The sequence below is a fragment of the uncultured Dialister sp. genome, assembly GCF_900538805.1.
In the GTDB taxonomy this organism is placed as follows: Bacteria; Bacillota; Negativicutes; order Veillonellales; family Dialisteraceae; genus Dialister.
Genome location: NZ_UPZP01000041.1, coordinates 1 through 16,726, shown reverse-complemented (window position 1 = coordinate 16,726; position 16,726 = coordinate 1). Strand labels below are relative to the sequence as shown.

The window sequence follows — 16,726 nt, the reverse complement described above, 5'->3', positions numbered from 1 at the left end:
AATTTCCATAGTAAATCTCCTTTATGAAAAAATTGGAAAAGGCCTTTTCCTTTGATAGGGAAATCTGTTTTCCCTGAGCTCAATCTCAAAATATCATGAAAAGAATGATTCATAAAATCCGGTAAAAGCAGAGTTTCCCCCTTTGAAAGAGGGAAAAGCAGTAAATGAAAGTCCAAATCCCGTTTTTACCTTATTGGGACTTTCATAACAGCCGTTTTTTGCCAATAAAAAAATCCATGAATCCGGAAAATTCCGTTTCATGGAAATTTTTTATAACCAAAATCATTCCTCTGCCGTTTCATCCATTAGATTCAGCATCAAATCGTAAGCCTTTGCTTCGAAAATCTTAGTCAGTCTTCTTCGATAACATTCCTTCTGCAGCTCGCTGTACCCTTCAGGCAGCTCTTTATAAGTTTTTCCAAAATAAGCTTCCACCATGCTGGCTGGTGTCTTCCAACCTTTAAGTCGCTCTTTTTTACCAGGCTGCTCTTCTCTGCCGCCGGGGAGATATACTTTTCACCTTTCTTTAATTTTTCTTCTTCATCCGTTTTCCAGATCTGAAGGGATTCTTTCATTTGCTCTTGGGAAGCATTCCAGGAATGGCAGATATTTTTTAAGGCCATCCTGGCCTCCCGCATGTGGGTATAGATGGCTTTCTCACTCCCATCAGCCGGAAGACTGATTTCGCCCTGAAGACAGATAAGAAGTTTTCCCTCCTCATCCCTCTGTATACTACTATACAAAGAAACATCATAATATCCCTGTCCATAGGGCCCTTTAAAATAAGAAAACACCTGCTGCGTCTTCTCAAATTTCCGGGGATATCCCCGGGATCTTGCAGATTTCTCCTTCCGCTCCACTTTAAAAACACTTTTTTCCCAGGTCGAACCTAAAAAGCGTCCTACCTGGCTTAGTGCAGTATCCATACTGCAGCTTAATTTAAGAAGCCGAATTTTTCCTGACGGGCATTGATACAAGACAGCAAGCCGCTTCTCTTTTCCCGGAACAGTGCATGGAGGCCACTGCATAAACTTTAAGGAATCATAATCCTGACACTCAAGCTGTGATTGGGAAATCGTTATAATAGCAAGAATCTTAGAACCTTTGATTCGATCCAATTCAGACAATTTCGACATGACATCCGCCCCCTTTCAACAGCAGATGAAAAGAGCTCCATGCAGATTCCGGATATAGCCCGCAGGTGATTTATATATTATTTATTATATCATACCTAAATTCATAACATGAAATCAAGTCTGAATAAAGAGTATAACTTATCACATATAGGAATAAAATATCATAATAACGAAATTCTTTCCAAAAAGGTTACATTTTGGCTCGCTCAGGCAATATAAATAAGTGGAGAGGGAAATCAATCCTCCTTCTAGAACCGCTGAAAAGACATAAAGCAGCAGTGAAGAAAACCTGAGTACTTTTCCTGGGACAGGCAGACTTCACAGGCAGCTCTCTTTCCTCCGGATGATCATGGAGCCTTCCTTTCCCCTCCCCGAAAGCGGGCCCCTTTCGGAAGCAAGGCAAAAACACGGCACCTTCCAAACTGCATATTGAAAATGGCTTTGACGATACGTTAGGAGCACCACCGCTTAGAGAGAAACGGGTCACACCGATTTCACAAATCCCGGCGGCAGGCAGAGCGTCTTCATCGATTCATGGCGGTTTCATTCAAACACGGAACTCAAATTCCGTGTTTTTGTCGTGCTTACAATTAAAAAAGAGCCGATTCATATAAAATAAAATCCACTATCCCCATCTCAGGAAAAGTTTCTCGGTCTCCCTGTAAAAAACTTATATTTCTATTTCAAATATTTACAGAATCTATTTTATATTCCTATTCCTTATGGTATGATTAGTTTAACAAACAACTGATTCGGTCAATTTCATAAGGAAGGCAGCACATATGGAAAATGAGACACCTTTCGCAATCGATGGCTACAACAACATTACCCCCACCGGTCCCATCCTTATCCGCTATAATCACCTCCGGGGAGTTATGGAAAATTTAATTCCTGATTCTGTAACCCGAGCACCTCTTATTGAACAGGCAGACTGCATCACGGGATTTTTCGGTCAAATAATCAATGATCCAAGATTTGATACCTTCATTGCCGGTGACTATGCCTCCGGTATAGTCAATCCGGAGAAAATAGACCTTTACATCATTATTCCTGTAAGTATACTAAATCTTCTGGATCCCCACTGCCGTAAATACCTCATGAAATATGTAGATCACAGCCTGGACAACGGAAGAGCGTTTAAAAAGCTCTTCAAACATACAAACTGCTGTTTGCATATTCTGCCTCTTCCTGAGACGCAGGATAACGACTTTATAGCTGAACTTCATCGTAAACGGCTGGAAATGGCAAAAATAGCAATGGCTAAAGGTATTGATGAAAGAGAAAGCGGCTATTTCCAAATGGACCTGCAAGACGATGAAGATATGGAAGACGATGACTAGGAGGCTCTTATGATTCAAACTACCGAAGACCTTACCCTTGAACTCGCCCGGCTGGAACAGGACCTGGCCTTTGAAAAGCATTTTCTGGACTACTACAAGAACAATGTAGGCGAAGAACACATGGACTTTGCCATGAAACTGGCTGATGCCAGCGCAAAAAGCGCCTATGACGACAAAATGAAAAGGGCCCGTGAAATCAGGAAAGAACTGACAGAACGGGAAGAAATCATTAACTTCCACCTCACCAGACTGGAGACGCCGTCTGGCCTCATGACCCTGGACAAATACATCTGCCTCATGAACAAGCTGAAGGACAGCCTCTCAAGCCTCATGAATGACATCAAAGATAAAAGAAACGAAGAAGGCCTAGCTTTCCACAACACCAGCCCCATCCACTTCATGGGTACCACACCGGGATCTTTGAACATCCGCCTGGGAGTCCTTAGAAATGAGGGCCTCTTCAAAGACGACGACACAGTAAGGCACCAGGAACTCTTCTACCTTACAGGAAAAGAATTTCTCCGCGTCCTTAATTCCATCAACAAAAAAAAGCCCCAGGACCGCTTGGACAGCTGGAGTGAAAAGACAACCTTTACTTTCAAAAACCTGTACACAGAAATCAAAAACCAGAATCTGGACATGGACGCCCACTGGCTCAATGAAGAAAAAGCTCCCATCATCCACGTTCCCCATGAAAACATCAGGGACATCACCCACACCCTTGATAATTACTACGAAAAACGGCTCATAGAAGCTGCCAATGCCAAAGAACAGATTATCACAGGCACCTTCGTAGAAATCAGTCTGGAAAAAGGTAAATTCCGCTTCCTGCCGGAAAAACGTCCGGGTACCAATGCCTCCTTCAGAGCCATAGAAGTTCTTTTCGACAAAGAGAAAACCCACCCCTTCAACAAAGACATCAACTACCTGGCCCCCGTAAGCCATACCATCCGCATCCATGAAGATGGGAACAGAAAGAATAAAGTCTGCTACGTCTTCGATGGATTTAAAGAGTAAAAAAGTTCTTAAGATTGACCGGGCCAACGGAGACACTTCGCAGCAGTAATAAAAGGGGGGCGCGCCTGACGGCGCAGGTTGGGGCCGCCTATCGGCGGCGGGTTGTGTAGAAGGGTTGTGTTCGCTGACGCTCAGGGGAAGAAAGGTATCGCCTTCGGCGATGAGTATAAAGTCAGCGTTACGTGCTTGCCTTCCCGCCTCCCACTCGCCATTCTGAACGAAGTGAAGAATCTCGATACGTGGCATATTTGAGACAAATGCTACTAAATATCAGTCGGCGGGAAAGCTGCCGATTGGCAATCAGGTCAGCATAGAGTGTCATTTCGCCTTGTAGCGTAGTACACCCCTGCGCCACTTCGTGGCCCCCTCTTCACCGGTCAGCCGGACAAAAGGAAGGCCCTTTTAATTGGTCGACCGACGTTCCTTCGCTTGCGCTCAGGATGACGGTGGGAGGCGGGCCCCCCAGCCACTAGCCACCAGCCAATAGCCACCTTCGCCCGCCAGGGCGGTTGTAAAGGTTTTATACAAACTGGCGCCTTCAATTGTTTAAAGGGCGCCTACCACAACCCTCAGCGGCAAAGCCGCTGTCAAACTTTAGCACCCTAAGAACCTTCGGCCCGAAGGGCCGTCAATCCTCACGCCCGCAGGGCGTGTCCACAAAAAAAGCACCCCCTTTTCGGGAGTGCCTTTTTTTATTTCACTTTTGCCGCTTCTTCCATGGCTTTGTTCGCCGCTTTAATGGTTTTTTCGATGTCTTCGTCGCTGTGGGCGTAGGACATGAAGAGGGTTTCGAAGGGGGACGGGGCGAGGTAGATGTGCTGGTCAAGCATGGAGAGGAACCAGGCTTTGAACCGGGCGGCATTGGCTTCGCAGGCGTCGTGGTAGTTGAGGACGTCTTTTTCGGAGAAGAAGATGCCGAACATGGAGCCGGAGTGGTGGCAGATAAGGGGGACTCCTGCTTTGTCTGCGGCCTGTTTCCAGCCGGAAAGGAGGTCAGCTGTTTTCTTTTCAAGAATCTTATCGAAGTCCGGAATGGCCATCATCTGTTTCAATGTCTCAATGCCGGCGGTAACGGCCAGAGGGTTGCCGGAGAGGGTGCCTGCCTGGTAGACGGAGCCGTCGGGGGCGATGCAGTTCATGATTTCTTTTCTGCCGCCGTAGGCTGCTGCGGGGAGGCCGCCGCCGATGATTTTGCCGAGGCATGTCATGTCGGGGTGGATGTGGTAGCGGGCCTGGGCGCCGTGGAAGGTGGTGCGGAAGCCGCACATGACTTCGTCGAATATGAGGACAGTGCCGTGTTTTTCGGTTTCTTTGCGGAGGGCTTCGAGGAAGCCTTCCACCGGAGGTACGCAGCACATGTTGCCTGCCACCGGTTCTACGATGACAGCGGCGATTTCATCGCCCTTCTCATCCATCATCTTGGTGAAGGCGGGAATGTCGTTGTAGGGAACCACCAGGGTGTCTTTGGCGGTGCCTTTGGTGACGCCGGCGCTGTCGGGGCTGCCGAAGGTGGCGGCTCCGGAGCCTGCCTTGACGAGGAGGCTGTCGCCGTGGCCGTGGTAGCAGCCTTCAAATTTCAGAATCTTGTCTCTTCCGGTGTATCCTCTGGCAGCGCGGAGGGCGCTCATGGTGGCTTCGGTGCCGGAGTTGACCATGCGCATTTTTTCAATGGACGGGTACACCTGGTGGATGAGTTCGGCAATTTCCGTTTCCAGAAGGGTGGGTGCGCCGTAGCTGGTGCTTCTTTCAGCGGCTGCCTTGATGGCTTTGATGACGGCGGGATGGGCGTGGCCCAAGACCATGGGGCCCCAGGAGCCTACGTAGTCGATGTAGGTGTTGCCGTCAATGTCGGTGATGTGGGAGCCGTGGGCTTCCCTGATGAAGGGAGGCGGACAGCCCATGTGGGGATAGGAGCGGACAGGGCTGTTGACGCCACCGGGCATGTATTTCCTGGCTTCTTCAAAGGCGGCTTTGGACTTGGTAAGGTCGATCATTTGCCTGCTTCCTCCTTCAGCCATTTAGCCACATCGGGAGCATGGTAGGAAATAATAATATCTGCGCCGGCTCTCTTCATGCAGAGGAGGGATTCCATGACGATTCTCTTTTCGTCGATCCAGCCTTTGGCTGCGGCTGCCTTCACCATGGCGTATTCGCCGGAAACGTTGTAGGTGGCTACGGGGCGGTTGATATGGTCTCTCACCTGGCGGACGATATCAAGGTAGGCCAGGGCCGGTTTCACCATGATAATGTCGGCGCCTTCAGCCATGTCCAGGTCCACTTCCTTCATGGCTTCGCGGCTGTTGGCGGGGTCCATCTGGTAGCCTCTGCGGTCGCCGAACTGGGGCGCAGAGTCAGCGGCGTCGCGGAAGGGTCCGTAGTAGCCGGAGGCGTATTTTACGGCGTAGGACATGATGGAAACGTTCTGCAGGTCGTTGGCGTCCAGGGTTTCACGGATTTTTGCCACGCGGCCGTCCATCATATCGGAAGGAGCCACGATGTCAGCGCCGCATTCAGCCTGGGAAAGGGCGACTTTGGCCAGAAGTTCCAGTGTGGGGTCGTTATCCACTTCATGGCCCTTGAGCTGGCCGCAGTGGCCGCTCTTGGTGTACTGGCAGAGGCATACGTCGCCGACGATAACGAGGTCCGGCACCGCTTCCTTAATGGCGCGGATGGCGCGCTGCACGGGGCTGTTCATGTCCCAGGCGGAGGAGCCGATGTCGTCCTTGTATTCCGGAAGGCCGAAGACTTCGACGGCGGGAATGCCCATTTTGTAGATTTCTTCCGCCACTTTTACCGCATTGTCCACGGACAGGTGGTACTGTCCGGGCATGCTGGGGATTTCTTCCTTCACGTTGGTGCCGGGCACCACGAAAATAGGATAGACGAAATCATTCAGTTCCAGGGAATTTTCTCTCACCATGGAACGGATGGCTTCCGTTCTTCTCAGTCTTCTTGGGCGAAGTGTGTTTAATTTCATTTCTTTTCGACTCCTTTTTCAATTGCATTGACAAGGCCATCAATCGTATAGACTTCAGAAATGATAGATGGTTCCAGGTTATATTTACGGCATGTGGCGGCGGTAATCGGTCCGATGCATGCCAGGGTGACGCCTTTCAAAAGTTCTGTCCTGCCGTCGATCTGACTCATGAGATTGTACACGGTGGAGGAGCTGGTGAAGGTAATAATGTCGGCGCCGTGGTGTTCCAGCACGTCCAACAGTTCTTCCTTATGGGCTGTGTCCGCTTCGGTGCGGTAGGCTTCCACCACGTCCACCCGGCAGCCCAGCGCGCGGAGCCCTTCGGGGAGGACGCTTCTTGCCACTTTGGCCCTTGGAATGAGCACCTTTTCATAGCCCTTGATGAGGGGCTTCATTTCGGCCAGCAGGTTTTCGGCCTTGTACTTTTCAGGCACGCAGTCGGCGTGAAGGCCATGGCGGGTGAGCTGGCGGGCCGTGGCCGGTCCGATGGCGCCGATTTTCACATGGCCCAGGGCGCGGGTATCCCGTCCGGACTTGTAGAGGCGGCTGAAGAAGGAATCCACGCCGTTCTGGCTGGTGAAAATGAGCCAGTCGTACATTTCAAGGCGGTCAAGCGCTTCATCCATGCCTTTAAAATCATCGGATGGGTCTTTGATAGCAATGGTGGGGATTTCCAGGGTTTCCGCGCCCTTTTCATCCAGCACGTTCACCAGACGGGAAGCCTGGGTGCGGGAACGGGTGACGATGATTCGTTTCCCAAAGAGGGGACGGTTGTCAAACCAGCGCATTTCTTCTCTGAGCTTTACCACATCCCCCACCACGAATACCGCCGGCGGCTGGATGTGCATTTTTTCCACATCCTCCGCTGCCCTTCCCAGGGTGGTGGTATAGGTTTCCTGATAGGGACGGGTGCCCCAGCGGACGAAGGCGGCCGGCGTATCAGCGCTTCTTCCGTACTTCATGAGCTGGGAGGCAATGAGAGCCGTATGGCCTACGCCCATGAGGAAAATGAGGGTATCCACGCCGCCGGCCAGTTTATCCCAGTGAATGGAAGATTTGTCCTTGGTTGGGTCCTCATGGCCCGTAATCACCGCAAAGGACGCAGCCACGCCGCGGTGGGTGACGGGAATGCCCGCATAGGCAGGCGCCGCAATGGCGCTGGTAATGCCGGGCACCTCTTCGAAGGGGACGCCGGCCTCACGGAGCACCTCGATTTCCTCTCCCCCTCTGCCGAAAACGAAGGGATCCCCGCCTTTGAGACGGGCCACAATCTTCCCTTCCTTTCCCTTTTCCGCCAGAAGGAGGCTGATTTCATGCTGCTTCATGGTATGGCAGCCGGCCTTCTTGCCTACGTACACATATTCCGCGTCCGGGCGGGCGTAGCGGAGGAGCCGCCTGTCCGCCAGGTAGTCTCCCACAATGACGTCCGCTTCCTCCAGGCACCGCTTTCCCTTCAGTGTCAGAAGTTCCGGATCTCCGGGGCCTGCGCCGATTAAATAGACTTTCCCTTTTTTCATGTAAAATCTCCTCAATTCATTTATATCTTCTGCAGTTTTTCCAGCACCTTCCGGCCGCCTTCGTCAAGAAGCCTGCCGGCCATGGCACTGCCAAGGTCTTCCGCTTTGGAAATGGGACCTTCTGTCTTTCCGCGGTACAGCTCTTTTCCGTCGGGAGAAGCGATGAAGGCTTCCACGGAGATGCCGCCCTTTTCGGGCACCGCGTAAATGCCGGCGGGCACCTTGCAGTCGCCCCCAACCCTTGCCAGGAAGGAGCGCTCCGCACGGATACAGGAAGCCACTTCTTCATCGTGGAGGAAGGACAGGAGATTCAGGGTCTCCTCATCATCGCTCCTGGCTTCCACCGCCATGACCCCCTGGCCGGCGGCCGGAATGCTGTCTTCCGTGGAAATATAGGAAGTAATGCGTTCAGCAAGGTCCAGACGCTTGAGGCCCGCCGCCGCCAGAATGACGGCGTCAAAGTCCCCTTCATCCAGATGGCGGAGCCTCGTCTGCACATTGCCCCGAAGGGACTTGATCACAAGGTCCGGTCTTGCATGGAGAAGCTGGGCCTGCCGTCGAAGGCTGGAAGTGCCCACCTTCGCGCCGGCGGGGAGCTCATCCAGAGATTTGTATTTGTTGGAAACGAAGGCGTCCCGCGGATCTTCCCTTTTCGTAACAGCCGCAATGGTGAGCCCTTCGGGGCATTCGGCGGTCATATCCTTCAGGGAATGGACTGCAATATCCGCCTTTTTCTCCAGAAGAATCACTTCCAGTTCCTTGATGAAAAGCCCTTTACCCCCGATTTCCACCAATGGACGGTCCAGAATCTGGTCTCCCTTAGTGGTAACCGGAAGGAGCTCCACCGTCAGTCCCGGATACTGCTCCTTCAGGCGGTTTTCTACATAATGGGCCTGCCAGAGGGCCAGAAGGCTTTCCCTGGTGGCAATGGTGATTTTATTTTTCAAGTTCCTGCCCCTTTCTTACGTCCAGCTTGAACAGGCGGGCTACGGCAGACTTGTCCTCCGACTCCCATTCCGTGCCGGCGTATTCATTCAGATGAATCATGGGTTCCCGAAGGATTTTCCGCACAATCATGTGTGTCATGTGGGACAGCACCTTCCTGTCCTCATCGGTGAGGCCCTCAATTTTAGCCAAACCGTGGCGCAGCTCCCGCTGCCGGATTTCCTCGGCCTTGTCGGAGAGGGACACCATGACGGGACGGGTACTTAAATATTTGAAACGGTCTTCAATAGACTGGATTTCCTCCTGCACAATCACCTCCGCCCGCCGAGCTTCTTCCTCCCGGAAACGGATGTTATTAGCCACGATTTCCTGCAGGTCGTCGATGTTGTAGAGTGTGACATTCCGGATATTGCCTACCTCCGGCTCAATGTCGCAGGGCACGGCGATATCAATGGCCACCAGGGGACGGGTGCCGCGGCGCATCATGAGATTTCTCACATCCCAGGCTTTCACAATGTACTGGGACGCGCCGGTGGCGGTGACAATGATATCCACATCGTCCGCATGGGACAGGGCGCAGTGGAAAGGCACCGCTTCGCCGTTAATTTTCGCCGCCAGATCCTCCGCCTTATCCATGTGGCGGTTGGTGACGATCACTTTCTTAAGGCCCTTGCCCATGAGATTCTTCACCAGAAGCTCCGCAGCCTCACCGGCACCGAAAACCATGGCTGTCCGGTCATCCAGGCCGCCCAGGATTTTTTCAGCCAGCTTCACAGCGGCGTAGCTCACGGACACGGCGCTGTAGGAAATACGGGTCTCCGTGCGCACCCGTTTGCCCGTAGTAATGGCCCGATGGAAAAGGGTATTCAGAATGGTCTTCGTTGCCTTTTCAGCAAGGGCCATGGTGTAGGCCGTCTTAATCTGGTTCAGAATCTGGCTTTCGCCAATCACCATGGAATCCAGCCCTGATGCCACCTCGAAAAGATGGCGGATGCAGGCCTCCCCTTCAAAGTAGAAGAAATACTCTTTCTTCGCTTCGCTGTTTCCCGAGAGGGCCAGGAAAAACTGCTCCAGCGTCTTCTTCGCGGAACTGTCCTTCAGCACCGCATAGATTTCCGTCCGGTTGCAGGTGGAAAGCACCACCGCTTCCTCAATGCCCTCCTGCTCATCCAGATGGGAAAGGCCGCTTCTGGCGCTTTCCTCGGAAATGGCAAACTGCTCCCGTATGTCTACGGAAACGGTCTTATGATTCAGACCTAAAACAACCAACTGCATTACGCACACGCTCCTCTGCTTCGTCTAATTTCCCTGCAAGGACAAGATTCATAATCTCATCGTCAAATACAACATGCCAAAAAGCTTCCCTCCGCCGGCTCTCGCCGATTTCATTTCTGAGCTCCTCCCGAAGAAGAGCCACCCTGTCAAGCCACACGCCAAAGGAAGAGGGAATCTTTCCTTTCAGCCAGTTCTTCACGTATTTCGCCATGGCCGGCGACCGGCCGTCGGTGGAAATGGCAAAGTGAATCCCCCCCGTCTCAAAGGCAGCGGGCAGTGAGCAGTTTCCCAGAGACGGGAAATCCGCCGCATTATACAAAAAGGAATGATGAAGGGACTCCTCATGCACCGCTTGAGCCACCTCCCGGATGCCGCAGGCGGTGACCACGAAGCGATACCCCTCCGTGTCCCCCGCCCTGTAGGCTGCCCGCTTCCAGGAAATACGCTTTTCCCTGAAGTACTGCATGAGCTCCTCCGAAATTTCCGGAGCCAGCACAGTCACCTCTGCGTCTTCCAAAACGAGCTTCCTCACCTTCCGGAGAGCAATATGCCCCCCGCCGATGACCAGGCAGGAAAGGCCCTTCATTTTCAAATTGACAGGATACAAAAAAACCTCCATGAATAACAAACGGCACGCTAAAAAATCTTATACCGCAATTAAAATTGTAACACCGGAATAAGCCAGTGACAACAAAAGCGGAGCCCTGGCAGATAGTTCTAATGTTATTCAATGTTGATGTAATTTTTACTCATTTTATTCTTTTGTTTTCTCGTTTTAAAGTAACAGTTGCTTATGGATTGATAAAGTTTTGTAAGAAAGGGTTCAGCGCCCTTTGGGCACCGAGGGTTGTGGTATCGCCCAAGGGTCGCGAAGCGGCCCGGGTTCAAAAGGTTCAGAGGGTTCAGAGGGGAAGGTATCGCCTTCGGCGATGAGTATAAAGTCAGCGTTACGGGACTTGCTTTTGCGTCACCAGTGCCGCATGACGGAGAGTAAGAGCCTCCTTCCTTAGGAAGGAGGTGGCGCCGTTAGGCGACGGAGGATAGGGGCGTCAGTTCTTGGGGAAAAATTCGGACCTATCCTCAGGGCTTCGCCCAGCTCCTTCCTGGGGAGGGAGCCTGCGTTACGGGGTTTTCTTCCCGCCCTCACCGTCATTCTGAGCGTCAGCGAAGAATCTCGGTAAGGGCCGCTTATGAGACATTCGGTAGTAAATACAAGTCGGCGGGAAGGCTGCTCTAAGCTTTTCCTTGGACTCATACGCGATGAACAGTATTACGGTGAATTAGTCGCCTACGGCGACTTTTCCCCCTTTGGTGCCTTACGGCACCACCTTCCCCCCGCTGTGCGGTGGGACAATAAAGCTCCGTGAAGCAATTATCTCACAAGTGGCACAAAGTAAATCACGGGTTGTTGTGCCCCCGCTTGCGGGGGAAAGGTGGTGGCGCCAGCCACCAAAGGGGGAACGCTTTTCCTTCGCCCGAAGGGCGGTTGACCTGTTTTCCATCGGGCGAAGCCCGGTTGTAAAGGTTTTATAATACTGGCGGCGCAGCCGCCCACCACAACCCTCATGGCCGCAGGCCGTGTCAAACTTAAGCACCCTCGGGGCGAAAGCCCCGTCAAACCTGAGAACCCTCACGCCTGCGGCGTGTCCCCAGCCCCTTATATAATATTCGAGAATCTCTCCACCGCTTTGGCGAATTTCGCTATGGTTTCTTCGGCGTCTCCATGTTCGATGCCATCTCTTACGCAGTGCTGGAGGTGGCCTTCCAATATAATCTGGCCCACTTTGTGGAGCGCCGATTTGGCTGCGTTCACCTGGGTGATGATGTCTTCACAGGGTACATCTTCGTCCACCATGCGGTCGATGGCCTGCACCTGCCCGACAATTTTTTTGAGCCTTCGGTGAAGGTTGTCTGCGTCCATACATTGTTTCATATCTTTTCTCCCAACCGACGGCTGTATGCTTCCATACAGCTTCCATACGACTATGAAACGTGGATTTTCACGTTCCTTTATTTCCTATAAAACTTCTCTATTCTCCGCTTTCCCAGCCTTCGTAGAGCATGCTCTTGACGGGTTCGAAGCTCTTCCGGTGGATGGGAGTGATGCCCAGGCGTCGGAGGGCTTCGATGTGTTCCGCCGTGCCGTAGCCTTTGTTCTGGGCAAAGCCGTATCCCGGGTATTTCTTATCGTAGTCGTCCATAAGGCTGTCCCTGTAGACCTTGGCGGCTATGGACGCCGCCGCCACGGAGGCGCTTTTCGCATCGCCGTGGACCATGGAAATGGTGGGAAACGGGAAATGGAGGGGCATGGCGTCTACGATGACGGCATCGGGCTTGACATGAAGGTTCTTCACCGCCTGGTACATGGCCTCCATGGTGGCCTGGTAAATGTTCACCGCGTCGATTTCCTCAGGCGGCATGCTGACGATGGAGAGGTCCACCGCTTCTTCGTGGATTTTTTTTGAAATTTCTTCCCTGTGCTTCGGCGTCACTTTCTTGGAATCGTTGAGGCCCGGTACAAACCAGTGGGGTTTAAGAATGACCGCCGCCACCGTCACGGGACCGGCCAGGGGGCCCCTGCCCACTTCGTCGATACCTACGATGTGGGTCATGCCCCTTTTGTAAAATTCGCTTTCCACCTCATAGAGCGCCTCCACCCGCATGCGTTCCCTGCTTTCCCGCTCCAGGCGGCGCATGTAGGAGGAAACGAGGGTCTTCGCCCCTTTCCGCTGGTCCGCAAGGATTTCCTTCAGCACCTCTTCCGGCACGTCATCGTTCTTGAGAATTTCCCGGATTTCGGAAATGGTCATGCTTCCTCCTCCGGCACCGGGTCCAGGGTAATCCGGCCCAGTTTGCCGCTTCGGAAATCGTGGAGCACCGCCGTTTCCGCCCGGTCATAATCGATGGCGCCGCCGGGAAGAAGGCATCCCCGCCTCCGTCCGGCCGCTTCCAGGAGCAGCTGGGGGTCCTGGTTCACATCGTCAATACGGTATACCTCCTTCAGCACTTCCGGCTCCGTTTCCGCCAGCGACGACAGAAGCACCGGCACCACTTCGTCGGGATTGAACACATCCCCCGCAATGGCCCCCGTAGCCGCCAGGCGCAGCGCCGCCGTCTGGTCGTCAAACTTCGGCCACAGCACCCCCGGCGTATCCAGAAGGTCCAGCCCATCGGAAAGCCGCACCCACTGCTTGCCTCGGGTATGGCCCGGCGTATTTGCCGTCCGCGCCGCCGCCGTGCCGGCCAGGAAATTGATGAGGGACGACTTGCCCACGTTGGGAATACCCAGAATCATGAGCCGCACGGACCGATTCTTCAGCCCCCTCCGGTACCACTTGTCCAGAATGGGCTTTGCCGTCTCCCGTATGAGGGAAAGCAGCTTCTTCTTGTTCTTCCCGTTGCCCACGCTCATGGGCACCACAGGGATATTTCTCTTCTGATAAAAAGAAACCCACCGGTCCGTCTGCCGCGGGTCCGCCAGATCCGCCTTGTTCAGTATCACGATCCGGGGCTTCCCCTTCACCAGCTCTTCCACCATGGGATTTGCGCTGGACGCAGGAATCCTGGCATCCAGCAGTTCAGCCACCACATCCACCGCCTTCAGATGATCCTCGATCATCCGCTTCGTCTTCGTCATGTGGCCTGGGAACCATTGAATTAACATATACACCTCCCGGTATACCCATCCCGGGTTACCTATGCATACCATTTTAACATAAATTAAAGAAATTGGATATCTTTGAGAGCCATTTGCTAATGAAGGGGCCGCGCCTTAGGCGCGGCCCCGGGTTCAGAGGGTTCAAAAGGTTCAAAGGGTTCAGAGGAGGTGGTATCGCCTGACGGCGATGAGTTTTTAATACTGCCTGCGGCGGCAGCGCTGCTGGAGGCAGCGAAAACCGTACAACCGGGCCTGCTGCCCGTTGGAAATGCACCCCTTTGGGTGCTGCGCACCACTTCCCCCGGAGGGGGAAGTCTATTTTCCGCTTTTCTTAGTGCTAACTTATGTCGCTCATTTTATAGCGCCGCTAGAATCTCCCCCTCCGGGGTGGCAAGCGAACACGATTCGTAGGGAGCCGTAGGCGACTGAGAATCGTGTGAGACGCTTTCCCGTGGAGAGACGCCGCCAAAGGCGGCAGAAGGGGTGCATTTCCATCACGCCGCTGGCGTGGTTGGCTTGTTTTCCCTTCGCCCGCCAGGGCGGTTGTAAAGGTTTTATACATACTGGCGCCCCTTCTTTTTGAAGGGCGCCCACCATAACCCTCATGGCCGCAGGCCATGTCAAACTTAAGCACCCTCGGGGCGAAAGCCCCGTCAAACCTCTGAACCCTCACGCCTGAAAGGGCGTATCCATAAAGCCGCCCCATAAAAAAAGCACCACCCCAGGGGCGATGCTTTTCTTTTACAATATTTACAATATATGTTTAATAATGAGGTACACCAGGGCCCCCACCGCTGCAGTGCAGGGGATGGTCATAATCCAGGCGGATACCATCTGGTAGGCCACACTCCAGTGGACGGCGCGGAAGCGGGTGGCCCAGCCTACGCCCATGATGGAGCCTGTCACCACGTGGGTGGTGGACACGGGCAGGTGGAGCATGGTGGCGGAGAAGATGGTGATGGCGGAGTTCAGGTCTGCCGCCAGACCGTTCACAGGCTGCATGCGGAAAATCTTATTTCCTACGGTGCGGATGATTCTCCAGCCCCCTATCGATGTTCCGAAGCACATGGCCAGGGCGCAGGCCACCTTCACTTCCCAGGGCACTTCCAGCTGGCCGATATAGCCGCCTGAAAGGAGAGCAAGTGTGATGATGCCCATGGACTTCTGGGCGTCGTTGGAGCCGTGGGAGAAGGCCATGAGGGCGGCAGAAAGCATCTGGATATGGGTGGACACATAATTCACCCTCGATTTCCCTACGTTGCGGAAGGCAATGTAAAGGATGGTCATCATAATGTAGCCCGTAATGAGGGCGCACACCGGAGAAAGCACCAGACCGATGACGATGGTGAGCACGCCGGATAGGTGGATGGCACCGGTGCCATAGGAAATAATGACAGCGCCGATGACCCCGCCGATGAGGGCGTGGGAGGAGCTTGACGGCATGCCGATGCGCCAGGTGAAAAGATTCCAGATAATGGCGGACGCCAGGGCGCTTGACAGCACCACCGAATCCACCATGTGGGGAGAAGTGACGATTTCACCGCCGATGGTCTTGGCCACGCCGGTGGAAATCATGGCGCCCACGAAGTTCAGGATGGCTGACATGATGATTGCCACTTTAGGGCTTAAAGCACGGGTTGCCACACAGGTGGCAATGGCGTTGGCGGTGTCGTGGAATCCGTTGATAAAATCGAAACACAGCGCCAGGACAATCACGATGCCTACAATATATATATCAGGCATACTTCATGACCACCTCTTTAATCAGGTTCCCCACCTTCTCTGCCCTGTTGGCCGTATCTTCCATGGCCTCCATGATTTCCTTCCAGCGGATGATTTCCATCACCTCATGGGTGCCGTCAAACAGGTCAGAAATGGCGTTTCTGTAAATTTCATCTCCTTCACTTTCCAGCGCATTGATCTTGCGGGTTCTTTCACCGATTTCCGTTTCATTCTTATCGATGGACTTCAGCAGGCGGAAAAGGACGATAAGCTCCGACGACATTTCCACCAGAATTTCCGCCATCCGCACCGGCAGCTTCGAAGCAATGCCTGCATGGTACAGCTTCAGGCACATCACCACATCCTGGATATCGTCCACACAGTCATCCAAGGTGGTAGTGAGCAGAAAGAAATCCTCCCGGTCAATGGGCGTGATGAACACATGGCGCATCTTCGCGGAAATTTCATGGGTCACCTTATCCGCCGAATGCTCCAGGGTCTTTACATCCTTTACATACCGCTCCAGCTTCGACGGATCCTGCAGCACCTCCAGAGCCATCTGGGTGCCCTTGTGGAAATACTCCGCGTTGGTAACGAGAAAATCAAAAAACTCTTCGTGCTTGTTGACAAGACTAAACATGGGTGTCCTCCGTAAAAAACGCACAAACTGTTAAATCCATGGTACCGCATGAATGTAAAGGTTCTGTAAAGTTTGTTGATAAAAGATAAAATAATAATGCGTTCTTTTTACTTATTATATAGCATTGCGTGCTTTTTGGAAATAGGGACGTGGAGCCGCGCCCTTGGCGCGGCAGGGTTCAGAGGGTTCAAAGGGTTCAGAGGGGGGATGGTGGACGCTTCGCGGCAAATTAAAAAAGGGGTGCGCCTGACGGCGCAGGTTGGGGCCGCCTGACGGCGGCGGGTTGTGTAGAAAGGTTATGTTCGCTGGCGCTCAGGAAGAAGGTGGCGCCGTTAGGCGACGGAGGATAGGGGCATGGAATAGATGATAGAAGTCAGAAATCAGACTGTGTTACGAGATTACCTTCCCGACCCATCGTCATTCTCGTATAGTAAGTGTAGGGCATGAAGTTAAATACTTCCATTGCCCACCTTGATGGGTAGGGAATCCTGGTGCTACG

14 protein-coding genes are annotated in these 16,726 nt (G+C 53.1%); 2 read left to right on the top strand and 12 right to left on the bottom strand.

What is annotated here, in order from left to right:
* Positions 1-350: 350 nt before the first annotated feature.
* Entirely contained in the window at positions 351-1,136 is a 786-nt protein-coding gene (locus QZQ29_RS05320; protein ID WP_296960708.1) for a hypothetical protein, read from the bottom strand.
* A gap of 782 nt (positions 1,137-1,918) precedes the next feature.
* On the opposite strand from QZQ29_RS05320, the gene QZQ29_RS05315 reads away from it, so the two are divergent.
* Both QZQ29_RS05315 and QZQ29_RS05310 read left to right on the top strand, forming a co-directional pair.
* Positions 1,919-2,476: a hypothetical protein gene (locus QZQ29_RS05315; RefSeq protein ID WP_296960706.1), complete on the top strand. Its 558-nt coding sequence runs from the start codon at positions 1,919-1,921 to the stop codon at positions 2,474-2,476.
* Between the two features lie 9 nt (positions 2,477-2,485).
* A complete protein-coding gene (locus QZQ29_RS05310) occupies positions 2,486-3,493 on the top strand; it encodes a hypothetical protein (RefSeq protein ID WP_296960703.1) in 1,008 nt (335 codons plus the stop codon).
* 692 nt (positions 3,494-4,185) lie between these two features.
* Here the strand turns inward: QZQ29_RS05310 and hemL are convergent.
* The 11 genes from hemL to QZQ29_RS05255 all read right to left on the bottom strand — a co-directional run bounded on the left by hemL (position 4,186) and on the right by QZQ29_RS05255 (position 16,227).
* Positions 4,186-5,487, bottom strand: a complete 1,302-nt coding sequence (gene hemL, locus QZQ29_RS05305) for a glutamate-1-semialdehyde 2,1-aminomutase (RefSeq protein ID WP_296960700.1) — start codon at positions 5,485-5,487, stop codon at positions 4,186-4,188.
* The gene (hemB, locus tag QZQ29_RS05300) at positions 5,484-6,470 is read right to left on the bottom strand and encodes a porphobilinogen synthase (RefSeq protein ID WP_296960695.1); all 987 of its coding nucleotides are present in this window, start codon (positions 6,468-6,470) and stop codon (positions 5,484-5,486) included. Before hemB ends, hemL begins: the two co-directional genes overlap by 4 nt.
* Entirely contained in the window at positions 6,467-7,987 is a 1,521-nt protein-coding gene (gene cobA / locus QZQ29_RS05295) for a uroporphyrinogen-III C-methyltransferase (protein WP_296960693.1), read from the bottom strand. The genes hemB and cobA overlap by 4 nt, the downstream gene beginning before the upstream one ends.
* 20 nt (positions 7,988-8,007) lie before the next feature.
* Positions 8,008-8,934: a hydroxymethylbilane synthase gene (gene hemC / locus QZQ29_RS05290; RefSeq protein ID WP_296960688.1), complete on the bottom strand. Its 927-nt coding sequence runs from the start codon at positions 8,932-8,934 to the stop codon at positions 8,008-8,010.
* Complete coding sequence (gene hemA, locus QZQ29_RS05285) at positions 8,924-10,207, bottom strand: glutamyl-tRNA reductase (protein WP_296960685.1); 1,284 nt, start codon at positions 10,205-10,207, stop codon at positions 8,924-8,926. The genes hemC and hemA overlap by 11 nt, the downstream gene beginning before the upstream one ends.
* Entirely contained in the window at positions 10,176-10,814 is a 639-nt protein-coding gene (locus QZQ29_RS05280) for a bifunctional precorrin-2 dehydrogenase/sirohydrochlorin ferrochelatase (RefSeq protein WP_296960682.1), read from the bottom strand. The genes hemA and QZQ29_RS05280 overlap by 32 nt, the downstream gene beginning before the upstream one ends.
* Positions 10,815-11,864: 1,050 nt before the next feature.
* Complete coding sequence (locus QZQ29_RS05275; RefSeq protein WP_296960679.1) at positions 11,865-12,140, bottom strand: metal-sensing transcriptional repressor; 276 nt, start codon at positions 12,138-12,140, stop codon at positions 11,865-11,867.
* 97 nt (positions 12,141-12,237) lie between these two features.
* Positions 12,238-13,017 (bottom strand): ribonuclease HII, encoded by a 780-nt coding sequence (locus QZQ29_RS05270; RefSeq protein WP_296960676.1) that lies wholly within the window; start codon positions 13,015-13,017, stop codon positions 12,238-12,240.
* Positions 13,014-13,871, bottom strand: coding sequence for a ribosome biogenesis GTPase YlqF (ylqF, locus tag QZQ29_RS05265; protein ID WP_296960673.1), 858 nt, complete (start codon positions 13,869-13,871; stop codon positions 13,014-13,016). The genes QZQ29_RS05270 and ylqF overlap by 4 nt, the downstream gene beginning before the upstream one ends.
* Before the next feature lie 744 nt (positions 13,872-14,615).
* Positions 14,616-15,608 carry an inorganic phosphate transporter gene (locus QZQ29_RS05260; protein WP_296960668.1) on the bottom strand — a complete coding sequence of 331 codons (993 nt, stop codon included), beginning with the start codon at positions 15,606-15,608 and terminating at the stop codon, positions 14,616-14,618.
* Positions 15,601-16,227: a DUF47 family protein gene (locus QZQ29_RS05255; RefSeq protein ID WP_296960666.1), complete on the bottom strand. Its 627-nt coding sequence runs from the start codon at positions 16,225-16,227 to the stop codon at positions 15,601-15,603. The genes QZQ29_RS05260 and QZQ29_RS05255 overlap by 8 nt, the downstream gene beginning before the upstream one ends.
* Positions 16,228-16,726: the final 499 nt, after the last annotated feature.